At 23.6% G+C, this 17,775-nt stretch carries 14 protein-coding genes; 10 read left to right on the forward strand and 4 right to left on the reverse strand.

All coding sequences use genetic code 4. The features are described 5' to 3' along the window. The first annotated feature begins 14 nt into the window (after positions 1-14). The 3 genes from rsmI to MYPE_RS00750 are packed head-to-tail and all read left to right on the forward strand — an operon-like array spanning position 15 to position 2,834. On the forward strand, positions 15-863 hold the full coding sequence (gene rsmI, locus MYPE_RS00740) for a 16S rRNA (cytidine(1402)-2'-O)-methyltransferase (RefSeq protein WP_011076967.1): 849 nt from the start codon (positions 15-17) through the stop codon (positions 861-863). Positions 864-885: 22 nt separating this feature from the next. Continuing rightward, complete coding sequence (locus MYPE_RS00745) at positions 886-1,602, forward strand: hypothetical protein (protein ID WP_011076968.1); 717 nt, start codon at positions 886-888, stop codon at positions 1,600-1,602. Between the two features lie 2 nt (positions 1,603-1,604). Continuing rightward, on the forward strand, positions 1,605-2,834 hold the full coding sequence (locus MYPE_RS00750; RefSeq protein ID WP_011076969.1) for a replication-associated recombination protein A: 1,230 nt from the start codon (positions 1,605-1,607) through the stop codon (positions 2,832-2,834). Between the two features lie 47 nt (positions 2,835-2,881). Here the strand turns inward: MYPE_RS00750 and MYPE_RS00755 are convergent, their stop codons facing one another. Next, complete coding sequence (locus MYPE_RS00755; RefSeq protein WP_011076970.1) at positions 2,882-4,033, reverse strand: AAA family ATPase; 1,152 nt, start codon at positions 4,031-4,033, stop codon at positions 2,882-2,884. 139 nt (positions 4,034-4,172) lie between these two features. Here MYPE_RS00755 and MYPE_RS00760 point away from each other — a divergent pair, with 139 nt between their 5' ends. The 5 genes from MYPE_RS00760 (at position 4,173) to asnA (ending at position 8,318) form a co-directional block, all read left to right on the forward strand. Further along, positions 4,173-4,652: a hypothetical protein gene (locus tag MYPE_RS00760; RefSeq protein ID WP_011076971.1), complete on the forward strand. Its 480-nt coding sequence runs from the start codon at positions 4,173-4,175 to the stop codon at positions 4,650-4,652. Further along, entirely contained in the window at positions 4,645-5,208 is a 564-nt protein-coding gene (gene pth / locus MYPE_RS00765) for an aminoacyl-tRNA hydrolase (RefSeq protein WP_011076972.1), read from the forward strand. The genes MYPE_RS00760 and pth overlap by 8 nt, the downstream gene beginning before the upstream one ends. A 2-nt stretch (positions 5,209-5,210) precedes the next feature. After that, complete coding sequence (gene tilS / locus MYPE_RS00770) at positions 5,211-6,098, forward strand: tRNA lysidine(34) synthetase TilS (protein ID WP_011076973.1); 888 nt, start codon at positions 5,211-5,213, stop codon at positions 6,096-6,098. 11 nt (positions 6,099-6,109) lie between these two features. Further along, a complete protein-coding gene (dxr, locus tag MYPE_RS00775) occupies positions 6,110-7,225 on the forward strand; it encodes a 1-deoxy-D-xylulose-5-phosphate reductoisomerase (protein ID WP_044891195.1) in 1,116 nt (371 codons plus the stop codon). Positions 7,226-7,337: 112 nt separating this feature from the next. Then, the gene (asnA, locus tag MYPE_RS00780) at positions 7,338-8,318 is read left to right on the forward strand and encodes an aspartate--ammonia ligase (RefSeq protein ID WP_011076975.1); all 981 of its coding nucleotides are present in this window, start codon (positions 7,338-7,340) and stop codon (positions 8,316-8,318) included. Between the two features lie 19 nt (positions 8,319-8,337). On the opposite strand, the gene MYPE_RS00785 is transcribed toward asnA, so the two are convergent. From MYPE_RS00785 to MYPE_RS00795, 3 genes are all read right to left on the reverse strand, one after another. Beyond that, positions 8,338-9,498 carry a Y-family DNA polymerase gene (locus tag MYPE_RS00785; RefSeq protein ID WP_011076976.1) on the reverse strand — a complete coding sequence of 387 codons (1,161 nt, stop codon included), beginning with the start codon at positions 9,496-9,498 and terminating at the stop codon, positions 8,338-8,340. Continuing rightward, the gene (locus MYPE_RS00790) at positions 9,488-10,228 is read right to left on the reverse strand and encodes a TlyA family RNA methyltransferase (protein WP_011076977.1); all 741 of its coding nucleotides are present in this window, start codon (positions 10,226-10,228) and stop codon (positions 9,488-9,490) included. The genes MYPE_RS00785 and MYPE_RS00790 overlap by 11 nt, the downstream gene beginning before the upstream one ends. A 95-nt stretch (positions 10,229-10,323) precedes the next feature. After that, positions 10,324-11,088 carry a hypothetical protein gene (locus MYPE_RS00795; RefSeq protein ID WP_011076978.1) on the reverse strand — a complete coding sequence of 255 codons (765 nt, stop codon included), beginning with the start codon at positions 11,086-11,088 and terminating at the stop codon, positions 10,324-10,326. Between the two features lie 178 nt (positions 11,089-11,266). On the opposite strand from MYPE_RS00795, the gene MYPE_RS00800 reads away from it, so the two are divergent. Beyond that, positions 11,267-14,605: a hypothetical protein gene (locus MYPE_RS00800; protein WP_011076979.1), complete on the forward strand. Its 3,339-nt coding sequence runs from the start codon at positions 11,267-11,269 to the stop codon at positions 14,603-14,605. A gap of 13 nt (positions 14,606-14,618) precedes the next feature. Beyond that, the gene (locus tag MYPE_RS00805; protein WP_011076980.1) at positions 14,619-17,774 is read left to right on the forward strand and encodes a cytoskeletal protein; all 3,156 of its coding nucleotides are present in this window, start codon (positions 14,619-14,621) and stop codon (positions 17,772-17,774) included. Position 17,775: the final 1 nt, after the last annotated feature.

A 17,775-nucleotide genomic window follows, 5' to 3' on the forward strand; every position in this document is an offset into this window, starting at 1 on the left:
AAATAATTTTACATATGAATAAAAAACTTTTTATTGTAGCAACACCTATTGGAAACATAAAAGAAATAAGTGAATTAGCTATTACAACACTAACTAATAATTCTATATTTTTTTGTGAAGATACAAGAAATAGCAAGAAACTTTTAAATTTACTTAATATATCTTTAGAAAATAAAACATTCTATAGTTTGAATGGTAATAATGAAAAACAATTCATAAATTCTTTTGATTTTAAAGACAATGAATATTGTTTGTTAAGTGATGCTGGTTATCCCATTTTAAGTGATCCAGGATTTTTATTAATTAATTTATTTATAAAAAATAATTGAGATGTACAAATTATAAATGGCCCAAGTTCACTAATGCATTCATTAATAGTTTCAGGATTTCCATCTTCTAATGTTTTGTTCTATGGATTTTTAAACCACAATAAAAATTTAAAACAAGATCAATTAAACCAATTAAAAAATGAATCTAAAACAATTATTATTTTTGAATCAGTTCACAGGATTAAAGATACTTTAAAAATGATTAAAGAAATCTTTGATAATAGCAAAAATATATGTATTGCTAGAGAACTAACTAAAATGAATGAAACCATTTATAGATCTTCAATTGCAAATATAAATGAGATTAAAATTACAGAAAAAGGTGAGTTTGTAATTTTAATAGATAACAATGTTAAAGAAACTGAATCTATTAAAAAAGAAGAAACTGATTATTCTGTCTATTTAAATGAGTTAGAAAAATTAATTAGAAAAGGTGAAAAAGAAAAAGTAGCTTGCAAAATGGTATCATATAAATATAGTTTGAAATCAAACTCTTTATACAATTTTTGACAACAGAGAAAAAATTGTTTTTAATTTTAAATAGGTACAGTTTATTATGAAAGTTAAAGTTAATAGAAATAACACTAACTGACTATCTCAATTAGGGATAACTTCTATAGTTGGTGGTTTTATTCTTTTTATGGGTATAGTTATCTTTGCATTAAGCCTAGCTTATACAGCTTCACCTGATAAAGCAGCTTCAGGTATTGGCTTAAACTTGATAGCTTTTTATTACTCTTTAATGGTTGCTATTATTCAAGTTTTTAGTTCTGTTTATTTGTGACTTAATTTTTACTATTGATTTATTGCTTATCAAAAATCTATTAATAATAGAAAAAAATATAATATGTTATTTTTAACAATAATTTTTCCTTTATTAATAATTGTTTCTTTAGATACTGCAATTAGATTGGTATATTCAGTTGCTGGTTTAATGGAAGTTGGGAGATACTATGATGGTACACTATCATTAGCTGCAATTGATTTTTCTAAACCAGGTGCAATTTTTGGAAGCTTCTCTGGCGAATCATCTGCTTTAAGTTTTGGTAATTTTGGATTTAATGTAGTTTTCTTAATCCTTGGATATGCAGGTATTATGGGAGTATCTTTATACTTCTTCTATGATCAAAAGAAAAAATTCATTTCTGAAGAAAAAGAAAATTCTAATAAAGAACTTAGAGCTAACTATAGATCAATTGAAATGTCTAAAATTAAAAAGAAATTAAGTAAGCAAAAAACTAAAGATTTATCTAAAAGGATTAAAGCTTTTTAATTGTGAAAAAATTTGATGAAAAAGTATTAGTTTGTAATTCTTTTGATGAAATGATTTGTAAAGATGTTATCTTTCCAAAAGATTCAATAATAATAAATATGATTGAAAATAATGATTTATTTTCAATCTTATTTTTTGGTAACCCAGGTGTTGGCAAGTCTGCATCAATTCAATTCATACTAAAAAAATTAAATAAGAATTTTTATTACTTTAATTCCACAACAAATAACAAAAATGATTTATTGGAAATATTGGAATTAGCCACTGAAGATAATAAACCAATTATCATCATTGAAGAAATTCATAGACTTAATAAAGATAAACAAGATTTATTATTAATGTATTTAGAAAAGGATATGATTATAGTTTTAGCAACTACTACTGAAAATCCTTTTTTTAAAGTTAATCCAGCTATTAGAAGTAGACTGTTACTTTACAGAATAGAAAATATTAACTCTGCAGTTTTAAAAGAAGAAGTTATTAAATATCTAGAAAATAAAAAAGTTAAACTTTCCAATAAAGTTGTTGAAGCTATTGTAGAAATATCAAAGTCTGACTTTAGACAAATCTTTTTTTATTTAAAAATTGTTTTGAAATATTATCAGAATAAAAGTGATGATATAGTTTTAAAAGAACTTGGAAAAATCACCAATTCTTTAATAGATAGAAGAGCTACTAATCATTATGATTTATTATCAGCATTTCATAAATCTATTAGAGGAAGTGACCCTAATGCTGCTGTATATTATCTTGCACAGCTATTAGAGTCTGGAGATTTAATATCAGTTTATAGAAGATTGTATGCTGTAGTTTATGAAGATATAGGTTTAGCTAATTCTGGCTTGGGTCCAAAAGTTAATGCTGCTGTTAATGCCAGTGAAGCTTTAGGTTTACCAGAAGCAAGAATACCATTATCTCAAATAACTATAGAACTTTGTTTAAGTCCCAAATCTAATTCAGCAATAATGGCAATTGATGAAGCTATTCAATCTGTTAATAAAGAAGCTTTATCACCACCTAATCATTTAAGAGATGCTCATTATGCTTCTGCAGTAAAACTAAATGTAAAAGGATACAAGTATCCACATGATTATAATTTTTCTTATGTTGAACAAGAATATCTTCCTAAAGAATTAAAAAATAAAGAATTCTATAAACCCAATAAATATAGTCAAAATGAAAATAAATTTGTAGACTATTGAAATAAAATTAAGTCAAACAATAAACAGTAAGAAAAAATGTATTTACTCTCTATTTTCAAAAAGGTAAATACATTTTTTTATTCAATATTTTTTATAGTTGTGTCCAATATTGTAATTAATTCTTTTTTAGTAATTGATTTTTTGAAATTAATTAATTCATATTCATCAGTTTGTTGTCCAATTATAGTTTTAATAATTAAATCATCATTAGATTGAGAATAACTGAATATGATTTTTTTGCCATTTACTAGTTTTCCAGCTATTCCTATTTCTTCACCATTATTTTCAATTGTTAAAATGTCTAATTTCTTTTTAATAAATTCACTTATAAAAATATTTCTTCCAATTAAAAAATATTTATTTTTTGCATTAGGGATTTGGTTGAACAACATATGATCTACACAAATAAATTTTGATTGGATTCTAATACTTTTAGAATTTGTAGATATAGTGTTTACAGGGATTAAAATATATAAATCTAATAATAGGTTTATGTACTTTCAAAAAATCTTAGAATTTCTAATTTTTAATTTGGTAGATTTTGAGATATTTTTCTTAATGAAATCAATTGTTAATTTCTTGCCTAAATTTTCTAATAAAAACTTAAAAAATATTTCAATATAAAAATGGTTTCTAACTTTAGTTAAAACAAAGAAAATATTAAACAACCTACATAAGTTTATTTCACTAATCAAAGAAAGTTTTTCAAAAGAGATTTCATCTTTATAAATTAAAGAACCATTCTCTATATAGTTATCATATGAAGAATTTAAGCACTCCTCAAAATATTCAGTCATTGTTGGTGGTTCATATTTTATTTCATTGTATACATATTTGAAACTAGACATTTTTGAAAATGAAATAACACTAGAAAAGTTACAGCTAGTTGAACAAAAAATCTTAGCATTTTTGTAGTTATTAATAATGAAATCTATTAGTTTATTTCAATTCTCACAATTAGTAAATTCCAATATGAAAATTACTGTTTCATTATTTGGTTTAACTTGTTCTTTTAAATATTGAATATTTTCTGAACCTTCATATTTTCTATTTAAGTTCATAATACTAAAATCTAAAACTACTACTTCTTTTTCTTTTTTTACTTCTTCTATTGTTTGTTTAATAATCTCTTGTTTATTAATTGTGTAGATTCCAGTATAAATTGTTAAGGTTCCATCCTCTTTAATTGATTTTTTAAGAAGAGAAATTTGCTTGCTAGTGTGTTTCATATTTTATTAAATATAGCTTTCAAATAAGATTAGGTGTTTGTTTTTTAAATATTATTTATTATATATTAATATTATTTTTAGTTGAATACCTTAAAATGAATATACTATTATATACAAATGAAATATCGCAGGTATTTTTATGAATATGAATAATCTAGCATCTGTTTTTATTGAAAAATCAATTTTAGGAACTTCTGTTCAAATTTTACAAATTGGAGTTGTTTTTATAAAAGACAACAAATTTAAATATTTTTATAAATATATAAAAAATGATATTAAAAATTCAAATAGTGCAATAGACTGACAGGATGCAGTCAAGTTATTAGATAAGATAATATCTGATAAAAAAATCATTTTAAAAAATGATGATAATAATGATTTTAAAATTCTTAACAATTCTTATAAAAAGTTTTTAAATAAAGATTTTAATAACTTTTTTTATGATATTGCTAAAAACTCTGAGTATTTGGGATACAAAAAATTTAATATAGATTATTTATCTTCAGTTTATGATGTGAAATTTAAAAATACAAAAGGTTTACCAACTAGTGTTTTTAAAGCTCAGAAAATTTTTGCAATTGGTTCTAAAATGTTTAAATTAGGATTAAAAAATGTCTAAATATTTAGTAGTTGGATTGGGTAATCCAGGGCTTGAATATGAAAAAACAAAACATAATGTTGGGTTTATGTGTATTGATGAACTATTAAAAGAACATACATTGTTTTTAAACAACAGTAAATTTAATGGTCAGTTTGTAAAAGTAGATCAACCAGAAGATCAAATTTTTATTGCTAAACCAATGACTTATATGAATAACTCTGGAGAATTTGTTTATGAGATTTGTAAATTTTATAAAATCCATGAGCAAAATATTTTAGTAATCTATGATGACATAGATACTGATGTTGGTAAGATTAGGGTTAAAGCAAAAGGAAGTTCTGGTGGTCAGAATGGAATTAAAAGTATCATTAGTAAAATGAATACTGAAAAAATTAAAAGAATTAGAATTGGAATAGGTAAACCTGTTCATAATTTAACTCACCATGTATTAACTAAATTCAGCGCTGAAGATAGTATTAAAGTTCAACAAGCAATTATTAAAGCAAAGGATGCTTGTAATGAATTTTTAAATCATGTTGATTTTGATAAAATAATGAATAAGTTTAATGTTTAATTATGAAACATAAGTATTTAATTGCTGTTTCTGGTGGTCCAGATTCTATGGCCTTATTAAATAAAAAAAGACATTTGGTTGAAGCTGTTTGTCATGTAAATTACCATGATAGAGAAGATTCAGATAATGATGAAAAGATAGTAAGAGATTACTGCAAAAAATACAACCTAAAATTATTTGTATTTGATACCCATAAAGATGATGTATCTAAATACAAAGATATTAATAATTTACAAACTTGATATAGAGAAATAAGATATGATTTTTTTGAGAAAATATCTCAAGAATTAGGAATTAAAAAAATTTTAATAGCTCATCAAAAAAATGATTTTTTAGAATCTGCTTACATGAGCCTTAATAAGAATAAAAAAAATTTATTTTTAGGGATAAGAAGAAAAAGTAAATTTAGATCTCTTATTTTAATCAGACCATTACTAAATAAAACTAAAAAAAGTTTAGAACAATATTGCAGAAGTAAAAATATAGAATTTGTAATAGACTATACAAATTTTTGAGATAGATATAGTAGAAATGTTGTTAGAAAAATGATGGCAGAATGAGATAAAAAAACTTTTCAAAAATTTTATCTTAAGGTCAAATGATTCAATCTGAAAAATATGTTTTTCATAAAACTATTGGATTCTAAATTTAATAATTGAATCAAACAGGATTTTGATATTAATTATTTTTTAAAAATAAAAAATAATTACAAAGAAAGTCTTATTTATCTGTTTTTAAATCATATTGGTATAAAACCTAATGAAAATAAAATAGAGCAAATTATTGAATTCATTAATAAAAACAAAAATGGATCTGTAAAAAAATACCGTCTTAAAGAAAATCAATTTATTGAAATCAAAAATAAAAAAATACTATATTCTATTTGTTAGAGGGTGAAAAAATGGAAAACAAAAAGAAAAAAGTTTTAGTATTTGGAGCAACTGGAAATATTGGATTTTCATCATTAGAAATTATTGAAAAGGAAAATTATGAATTAGTAGGTTTTTCATTTAACAATAATTATGAAAAAGCATTAGAAATTATAAACAGATTTCCAAATGCTTTAGTCTTTTCTCCTTCTGTAAAAACTAAAAACACTGTAAATAGTTTTGAAGAATTATTGGAAAAAACCAATCCAGATATTATTTTAAATGCACTGGTTGGTTTTTCTGGTCTACACATTACTTTACTAGCTTTAAAAAATAATGTTGATTTAGCTTTAGCTAATAAAGAATCACTAGTGGTTGCAGGATGGTTAATAGAAGATTTAAAAAGATCTAGTAGTTCTAGAATCTATCCAGTAGATTCTGAACATTCATCTTTATATGATTCTTTGAAAAACAATAATAAAGAAATAAAAGAATTAATTATTACTTGTAGTGGTGGTCCTTTTTATAAAAAAGAGTTTAATGAGTTATTAAATATTAATTTTGCTGATGCTGTTAAACATCCAAATTGAAATATGGGTAAAAAAATTTCAATTGATTCAGCAACTATGATGAATAAATGCTTTGAAATAATTGAAGCTTATTATTTGTTTAACACTAAAAAGATTAAAGTTTATCAACATGGTCAATCAATCATTCACTCTATGATTAAATTTACTGATAATTCATATATTGCAAATATGTCGGTTCCTGATATGAAGTTATCAATACAACAAGGTTTAAGTGGGTATGAATCAAAAACCAATTTAATTAATGATTTGAGTTTTAATAATTTAAATTTAACTTTTTCTGAAATTGATTTAGATAAATGAAAACCAATTCATTGAGCTTATGATTTTTTAGAAAATCAAAATAGAGCTATTCCTATCATTATGAATGCAGCGAATGAAGAGGCTATTGTATTATTTGAAGAAAATAAAATTAAGTTTTTAGATATTTTTGAAATCATTGAAAAAGCTATTATAGCTTTAGAAAATACAGAAGTTAATGATTTAAAAGACATCTTAAATTTAAATAAAAACACTAGAAAATATGTTTATGATTTTTCAAAAAATAAATTTAGATATTAATAAATAAATTTAGATAATCTGTTAGTTGTATATATTTAATCAATTAATTGTTTTTTAATAGTGGTGTGAATATATAATAGTATGTATAAATTGAGATAGAGGTAATGAAAAAATGTATAACTTATCTATTTTAGAAACACAAAAAGCAATCAAATTTATTAAGGATTTGTTCCAAGTTAATTTGGCTCACGCTTTAAAACTACATAGAGTTACAGCACCTTTAGTTTTAGAAAGAAATAAAGGTATAAATGATGATTTAAATGGATCAGAAAACCCAGTAACCTTTACAAGTGATGGTAATGGAATTTCAGGAGAAATCCCACAATCATTAGCTAAATGAAAAAGAATGATGTTGGGTAAATATGAAATTCCTTTACATGAAGGAATTTATGCAGATATGAATGCAATTAGAAAAGATGAATCTTTATCTAGTATCCATTCAATTTATGTTGATCAATGAGACTGAGAACTACATATTAAAAAAACTGAAAGAAATTTAGAAACCTTAAAAGTAGTGGTTAAAAAAATCTATGAAATTATTAGATTATGTCAAAAAGAAGTAAATAAAAAATATGAATGATTTGCAGAAAATTTACTTCCTGAAGAAATCACTTTTATATCATCAGAAGATTTATTACAAAGATACCCAAATAAAACCCCTAAAGAAAGAGAAAGATTAATTGCATCAAAATATAAGGCTGTATTTATTATTGGAATTGGGGACAATTTATCAGATGGTAAACCACATGATTTAAGAGCACCAGATTATGATGATTGAAAATTAAATGGAGATATTATAGTTTGAAATGAAACTACTAAATCAGCTTTAGAATTAAGTTCAATGGGAATTAGAGTTGATGAAGTTAGTCTTGTAGAACAACTTGATAAATCTAATAACAATTCTAGAAAAGAATTAGACTTTCATAAAAAATTAATTAATAAAGAATTCCCTTATTCAATTGGTGGAGGAATTGGACAAAGCAGACTTTGTTATTTCCTTCTTCACAAACAACATATTGGTGAAGTTCAATCTTCTTTATGGCCTAAAGACATTTTAGAAGAAGCAGAAAAAAATAACATTAAACTTTTATAATAATAATTGAAATAAAAAATTATCTATTAGACCTACTTGAGGGATAATGGATAATTTTTTTATTCAATGTTTTATTAACTTGTTTTCTTATTTTTTCTAATTTACTTTCAGTAGATATTTTTTGTGTTGGAGAATCAAATATTGTTAATTGTTCATTATTGTCATTTTCCATTATATTGTTTGCTGTGATACTCAAATTGATAACTTGATCATATTTTGAAAAATCACTGATTTGTTCAAATAAATCTACAACCACATGAAGTGGAATTTGATTTTGAAAATTAACAAAGTTAAAAGATTTTGTAGCAGAATCTCCATCGCTATATCTAATTTTTATGTTTACAGATTTGAACATAAAATCTTGGTACTTTAAGCCTGAATTTATATCATCAGTTAATTCTTTAATTAGTTTTAGAAATTCTTGATACTCACTATAGTTTCTTATGCTTTGACTTCTTCCTAAATTTTTTCTTTTATAATCTGGATTAATTGGATCACATATAATCCCTAAAACATTCATTCTTAATTTGGATCAATGCAAACCTATCTTTTTTCTAATTAAGTAATCATTTTTAACATTAGCAATATCTTTAATATAATGAAGATTCAATTCAATTAATTGTCTAGTTAATGATGGACCTATACCTATAATTTTTGAAATGTGTAAATCATAAATGTAACTTTTAAAATTATCTTTTGTTAAAGTTAAAAAACCATCTGGTTTTGCTAAGTTAGTAGCCATCTTTGCTAAAAAAGGTGTGAAAGAATTTCCTACTGTACAGTTAAGATTAAATTTTTGTTTGATACTATTTTTTACTAGTGAAGCAAATTCAATTTCCTTTCAATTTTCATATTGTGTATTTGACACATCTAAATACCATTCATCAATAGACCCTGTTTCTATATTTTTTGATAAAGAAGATAGAAAAGAATATATCTTGTCAGACATAGAAGTATACTTATTTTTATTTGGATAAATAATGGTTAGTTGAGGACATATTTTTTTAGCATCTACAATGTTCATTGCAGATTTTACTCCTAACCCTCTTGCCACATAATTTGCAGATGCTATTACTAAATGTCCTACAGCTAGTGGTAATTTTTCATATTCAGGTCTTTCTGCTAATTCAACAGAAGCAAAAAAAGAATCCATATCAATGTGGAATATTTTATTTTTCATTTTTATACTCCAAATAAAATAAGTATTCTGTATTTTCTTTTTTTGCGCCTTTAATTGGAGAAACTATATAACCTAGATTTTTAATATTTAAAATTGATAAAAACTCTATAAAATTATTTATTATTTTTTTGTGATCTTCAGTTTTAGCAAAACCTTTAGTTGTACCAATTTTTTTACCTAGTTCAAATTGAGGTTTTAATAAAGCAATTGATTTTCAGTTATTTCATTTTAATTCTTTAATTTTATTGAATATCAAATTGATGCTGATAAAAGAAACATCAATAGTAATAAAATCAATTTTATCTTTAATTAAACTTGATTCTATTTCTCTAAAATTTGTTTGCTCTAAACTTATTACTTTATTGTTCTTTTTTAGTTGTTCATTTAATTGGTTTGTACCAACATCTATAGAATATACTTTTTTAACATTGTTTTCTAATAACACTTGCGTAAAGCCACCAGTAGAAGAACCAATATCAATTGCAATTTTATTATTAAGATCAATATTGAAATGTTCTATAGCAGCCTTTAACTTATATGCAGCTCGAGATACATATTTTTCTTCTTCTAAAATTTCAACCTTATCTAATTCATTTACTAGTGTATTAGATTTAGAAATAATTTGTCCATTAATAACAACTTTTGAATTTGTTATTAAATCTTGAGCAACACCCCTAGATCTTGCATAGTTTTCGTTTACTAAATAAATATCTAATCTGATTTTTTGCATAAGTAAATAAATTATAAGTTTTTAAAAAAGTGTTGATAAAAAAATAGATTGAATTTAATTATTCAATCTATTAAATTTATTTGATTTTTTAATTACTAGAATAGAATTACATATTCTTTTAACATTGCTTGGATTTGATTAAAAGTAGGAGTAGCAATTGACAATACTCTGTATCTATTTAATTCAATTAAGTATTCTTTAATACCAACACATTCATTAGGTAGTATTATAGTTTCATTAACTCATAAAGCCCCAATAGCAGATGATTCTTCTACTGGAACTACTACCTTATTAAATACATCAAATTCTTGTGGGATTTCATAACCATCTTTAACAAGTAAGTTATTTCCTGAAACATAGTTTAAATAGTTTTGTAATGAATCTTGAGAATTTGTAATAGTTATAACTTCATATCCTAATGGTCTTACAAATTCAATAAATTGATTAACACCTTCTTGATTTGTTCAGTTTGATAAAGAAACAAAGAATGTTTTATCTACTTCTAAAATATCTCTAGATGAAAGGATACCTGGATAATCAATAAAGAAAATTTTATCTAATGGGTAAAATCTACTTAAATGAGCAGTAAGTGCTAGCTTTTGATTATTAACAATATTTTCATCAAAATTTCCTAAGATTACACATCTTTCTGTAGCAATACATAAAGGGTTAATTTTTGAACCAATTATGTCATCTTTTAGAGATGGAAGATTGTGAACTCTGATAGGGATATTTTTAAGAAAGTGAGTTAAAGTTTCATGTTCTTTTACAAATTCTTTAAAATCAAATTCTGTATCTACAATATATTTTTGTGCTGACTGAGAAGGTGTTCTCAAAATAGCATAGTTAAATTTTTTCATTTTGACTCCAAATTTGAATACATATATAATTATAAGATTTCTATTAAAACATTGCTATAAACGTATCATAAAAAGTAAATTTAATCTAAATTGTTATGTTTTATAAGTTAATATATATAATATTGAAAATAACAAATAGGAGAATTAAGAAGATTTTTATCTTCTTAAAATTTGGATTATGAATAACACAGAGAAAAATTTTTCTGTTTTCTCAAGAAATGAGTCTAAAAAGTTTTCAAATGAGTATTTTTTAAAAAAAATAAAAAATAACTATGAACTAGTTCCAGATTTTGATTTAACACCTGTTCAAATTCCTAAGACAATCATTAATAATAATGAAAATTTTCCTATTCAATCAGTTAATAAATTTGAAAAAGTTAATTTAGTTAATCAAGATATAAATTTAGCTGATTCAAGTTTAAGTAATCCAAATTTAAATAATGATTATTTAAATAACTTGGGTTCTTTAAATAATGACGATAAACCTTCTATTCAAAATGTTGTTAAAAATAATAGCTTACTTAACAAGCATTTGAATAGTAATTTAGATTCTTCTTACTCATTTTATGATGGGGATGATAGTTATTTAGATGATGACATTTTTTCATCAATTGATTTTTTGTCAGATGATAACAATCTTTTAATGGATAGTATTCCAGAAGAAGTTATTGAGCCAAACCAACCTCAGAATTTTTATAATCAAAATTTAAATACTGATTTATTAAATAATAATTTAGATGATACTAATGATTATTTAGATAATGATTTAATGGAAAATGATGAACTAAGTAATGATTTAAATTCTATGTATTCATTAGAAACATTTGAATCAAACAATTTATCAAACCTATTAGACATCTATAACATTAAAAGTAACCTTAATTCAAATAATTTACCAGATGATTTCTTCAACTACATTTCAAGAAACAGAATTAAAGAAATAGTTATTGAAAAATTAGGATATTGTGATGAAGAAATGTTAGATGAACTACATTCACTTTCAATTATTGAAAATTGAAAAGATCTTGATGTTCAAAAATGATTATTAAATCCAGAAAATGTTAATAAGTTTAAAAATGTAGCAGTTCAACATCCATCTATCCAAGAAGAAGCTCCAGTTTATGAACCTATAGTTCAAGAAGAAAGACAAGTTATTAATCCAATTTTCAAAACAACAGAATTGGACAATAATTTTTTTGATTTTAGAGTATCAAAAGTTAATGATAGTAAAGAGTTAGCTAGACCAGTAGAAATTGAACAATTACCAACTCCTGTAAATACAACAGCACCAATTATTGATGAAGTTAAAAATCTATCTTCTAAAATTGAAGCACTAGAAAATTCTGTTAATCAAAATGTTGTTAGCAAAGAAAAAAATCAACCTGTTTCAGTTAATGAAGTTCAAGAATCTAGAAATAATAATAGATACCAAAAAGAAGATACTTTTGAAACTAATAATAGAAATAGAAGAAGTTACTTCCCTGTTCATAAAGAAATTAATTATTATGGGAATAAATATAGTCAGTTAAGAGATAATAGCAACACAGCTAAAAGTAATGATAGTTTCAAAGATGATTTAAGATATGAATTTAAAGAAAACCTAAATCTATATAATAAGTTGAATTTCCAATACAAGAACTTGGAAAAAGAAATGTCTTATAAATTTGATTCTATTGCAAATCAAATTAATAAAATTAATGGTGAATTCAAATCAACAATGATTGAAGAACTATATAGAAATTTATTGATTAATAATCAAACTGAAACTTTAAAAAACTATATTAATGAAAAAGTAATTAATGTTTCTTCATTATTTGGCTCAAACAATAAATCAAATAAATATAGCAATTTCATTAATTCAAATAGTGATTCTCACAAAAAGAATATCAATCCTAAAAAATTTGGAAAACATCAAAACGAAAAATTAAACAAATTAAATCAATCAATTGATGAAAAAATATCTAACATTGATTCACAATTTAAAAACTTACAAGAAACAAATCAAAATAAGTTCAATGAAATAAATGAAAGTTTAAAAAAGATAATTGATCAAATCAATGTTACTAAAGAACCAAATGATACTAAAGAAATAAAATCCATTAAACAAGAAATTGAATCTAATGAAAATGTTGCTGATTTTAAAAATCCAAAAATAACTTTTGAGTTAAATCAAGAAGTAAAAGAAAATAACTTTATTAGTAAAGTACAACCATTAAAAGACTTATCAATAATTGATATTCCTGGTTGAAGTAATAATGCTAATTTAGAGTTAGAACAAAACTTTGATTTAAATAAAGATTTAAGCAATAATATTGAATGACAAAATACTGATTTATCAAGTTCAAATTATGAATACAAACCTAATGTAAATGTTGAATTCGAATCTAACAAAGATTTTGAAAAAGATTTAATTATTGAAAGTATTAGTAAAGAGTCATTTATTGAAAACATCAATAATGAAAAAGACTATAAAAATTTTGATAGTGAACATGATTTGGATACTGAAAACAATTATTGAATTCATGAAGAATTAATTGATGAAATATTCAATGAATTTGATAACAACCAAGAAGATGCTAATTTAGTTGATGAAGAAATTGATAACAATAACTGATTAGATGATTTAAAAAATGATGAAAGTCTTAGCTTATCTGAATCTGAAGTTAATGATTTTGATAAAAAAAAAGAAGTAAGTGAAGTTAATCTATTTAATGAATTAGATTTATTTAAAGAATTAGAGTCTTTAGAAGAATACAAAGAAAAAGAAGAAACTAATAATGAAGTTTTAGAATTAAAGAATGACAACTTTGTTAATTATGACAACAAATACAAATCATTAATAAATGTTTCTCCAGTAGAATTCCCAGAAACTGTAGAAATAAATGATGAAGTATTACAACTTCAAGACACAAAGTTTATAAACTATGAAAATAAATACAAATCATTTATAAGTATTAGTCCACTTGAATTTCCTGAAGTTAAAGAAGAAGAAGAAGTTTTAAGTCCACAAAATGTTAAAGCATCTTTAGAAGATGATTACTTTCAAAAATTTTTAAAGGATACTCCAGAAAATAATGGAACTGAAAAAGAAATAATTCAAACTAGTAAATTAATTCAAAAAAAAGAAAAACCTAATGATGGTTATCAATCAAATGATATTTTTAATTTCTTCTCTGAAAATAAAAATGATGAAATTGAATCAGAGCATGAAAATTTAACAAATGAAAAAGACTCATTAAAAACAGCAAATAGCAATTATAATCAATTATTAGATAGCAAAGAAAATCAACTTTCTAATAATGAAACTGATTTATTAAGTATTCAAGAGAAAAAAAATAAGGAAAAAGAAGCTGTCACAGAAGAATTATTAAGTAAGAAAGAGGAAACAATTTCTCATTTAAAAGAGAACCTAGTTAATGAACTAGATGATGTGATATATGACCTAAAAGATTTAAATATTAAAGATAACTCAATATATGACATCGAAAATTTAAAAATTAAATTTAAAAATATTTAAGAAGTAAAAGACAATGAGATACATAAATATAGAAAGAATTAAACAAGTTTTAGCAAGAATCAATGAAAAGAAATCAATTATTGAAAAAAACTATTTTCAATCATTGAGAATTTTTAATGACATGTTAAAAGTTGATCCAGATAATTCTGAATTAGTATCTGATATAAGTCTTAGAAAAGAAAGATTAGATGAATCTGTAAATTCTACAATTTCATATTTAGATAACTTAACACAAACACTATCTTTAGTAATGTTAAAAGTTATTAAGAATAAAGATTTATTAAGTCGACATGAAGATGAGTTTTTACTAACTCCTCCTATCACTGATAAAGATTTATCTGTTGAAAATGAATATGAAAAAGAACTAAGAGGTTCTGCTGACAATCAACCTTTAACCTTAACTGGTTTACCTAATGAAGATCTGTCATTCAACTTCAATGAATTCAATGATTTTGTAGATAAGATTAATGAAGAATTTGAATATGCAAGCCCTGCTGTTGTTAAGCAAGGTTTATTAAATGATCAAGAATATTCATTTGAAGATAAAATAAGTAGACTTGAAAGATCATTAAAAGAAGAAATTGAAGCAATAACTATTCATAATGAAATGTTAGAGCGTCAAAATATCAATCTACAAGAAATGTTAATTAAGTTAGAAGAAAAAGACTTAAGTCCAAGCACACTATATGCTAATAGAACATGAGATAATAGTGAGCTATATTTTTCTGCTTTAGATAAATCTGTTAATAGTGCTGTTCAAAAATTTGATGAAGTATCAGAAAAGATGACAAATGCTATTAACTTTTTGTCAATTAATCAAATAGAAAACTTAGAAAAAATTTCTCTTCCATTAATTAAAAGTTTGGAAACAAGTTTAAAAACAGTAACTGACGATTTCCAATACATTAAGAGAGAAAATGAAAACTATAAAAAAGAAGTAGATAATTACAAAGAAGCAATTTCAGCTTTAAAAAATGATTGTCAATCTAAAGAATATGAATTAAAAAATTCATATGATTCATGACTTTCTAATGTTAGAAAAATTAGTGAGTTAGAAGATATTATTAATGAACAATCAGATGATATTAAAAAAATCTATGAAGAAAAAAATGATTTAATTTCAAAACTAGAATCAAAAATTGCTGAGACTGGAAGTTTTGTAAATCAAATAGTTTATGAAAAAGAACTATTGTTACAACAAAATAGTGATTTAGCTTATGAAATTGACAAGTTAAAAAGAGAACTTGCTGGTGAAAATGATTTAGATGATTATATTAACTCAGTTTCTATTCAAGATCTTGTTCAAAAAGAAGCTGAAAAAATAGTAGAAGATAAAATTAATACTCTTTTAAGAAAATATAGGGATGAAGTTGAAAAAATTAAAACTGAATCAATTAGTTATTTCTTAAATGCAAGAGATAATGATGAAAGAGTTCTTGATAAGATGATTCAAGAAAATGATAGTGGAATTTCTAATGAGATAGCAAAAACAGTTGAAAAATTAGAAAGAAAACTAGCATCAATTGAAAATAACTTAAAACATGAATCTGAAGTTAAGGAAAGAACTCAAGATGCAATTAATGATATTAATCTTCTATTGGGAGAAGGCCCATATCCAATTGCAGCTGGTGAAAAAAAATTAACTAACAAATTTGATCAATTAGAACAAAGAATTGAAGAATCATTAGAAAGAGTTAAAACTCTAGAAGAAAAGAAAAATGAACCATCTAAGATTGTTTTAGAAAATGAAAAACTTGATGACTTGTTTTCAAAATCTCCATTATATGAAGACTTCAACCAAAGATTACTTGGTAAAGAATTAGAAATAGAATCATTAAAAGCTGAAAACTCTAGAATTTATGAAGAGAATCAAGTTATTAATGATGTTCTAAATGAAACAATTCAAAGAATTACAATCAATAGTGGAAAAATGAGAGAAATCGAAGAATTGTTAACTAAGCAAGATTATGAATTCATGATTTTAAATGATGAAAAAAACAGTGTTATTGATGCTTTATATAAATCAATTAAAAATAGAGATTTAGATTCTATTGATGATATCCATGGTCTAACTAAATTAAATAAATATGACTTTGCTAAATTTGCTAAAAAATCTTTAAATAACAAAGAGTACAACAATGGTGATTTACTAGAGTATGTTAAAGATGAAATTGAAAAAATCATTTCTCAAGAAATTGAAGCATTAAAAGTTAAGTATGATGAAGATCTTAAATTAATTAATGAAAAATATGAGTGAAAAGCTTATCCTGATGTTTTAAACAGCGATGGACAATTTGGTCCAGTTACTTCATCTCATGTATATCAAGGTCCTGTTCCAGTTTATCAAGCAATACCTAGTATTAATTTTGATGGGATTGACCAAAGTTATTTTGATATTGAAAAGAATGATTCATTGAAAAAAATCATTAATGAATATGTTAATGGTGATTTAGAAGATGATATATTAGAAGAAACTTATGAAGAAGAAATTATAAACAATTCTAAATCTGATGAAAAAGAATTCTTAGGTGATGGAAACAATTTATTAGATGTCTCAGTTGAAAATGGCTATAGTCCTTGAAATCCTAGTCCTAGTAATTCTGAAAAAATAATTCATAAAAAATCAGTTGTTAAATCTAAAAAAGAAGATGAATTGATTAAAAAACTATTAGATAGAAATGATGATTTAGAAGCTAAGATTACTAAATTGAAAAATCTAATGAGTGATAGATTTAATAGTGAAATTGAAAAAAGTAAAAATCTTATTTTCAATAAATACACACCTCAATTTGTTCCAGCTCCTGCATATGACTACTCAATTAGTCCAGACATCATTAATGAAATTAAACAAGATATTCTTCAACAACAAATTATTCAATCAAATGAAATTGAAAGAAAGATTAATGATTCAATTAATGAATTTAGATCAGACAATGATAAACGTTTAGATATTCTAAACAGAAAAATAGAAAATATTAATCAACCAAATACTCTAATAGATAATAGCAGCCTTGTTTTTGAAAATAGTATTTTAGAAGACAGAAGTGCTTTATTCTTAGAAAGAGAAATTATTAGCAGCACAGATAAATTGTTGCAACTACAAAAAGAACTTTTAACTTTAGAATCAGAATTAACACATGAAGAAAAGAAATTAATAGTGGAATTGTAAA

The organism is Malacoplasma penetrans HF-2 (genome assembly GCF_000011225.1).
Lineage (GTDB): Bacteria > Bacillota_I > Bacilli_A > Mycoplasmatales > Mycoplasmoidaceae > Malacoplasma > Malacoplasma penetrans.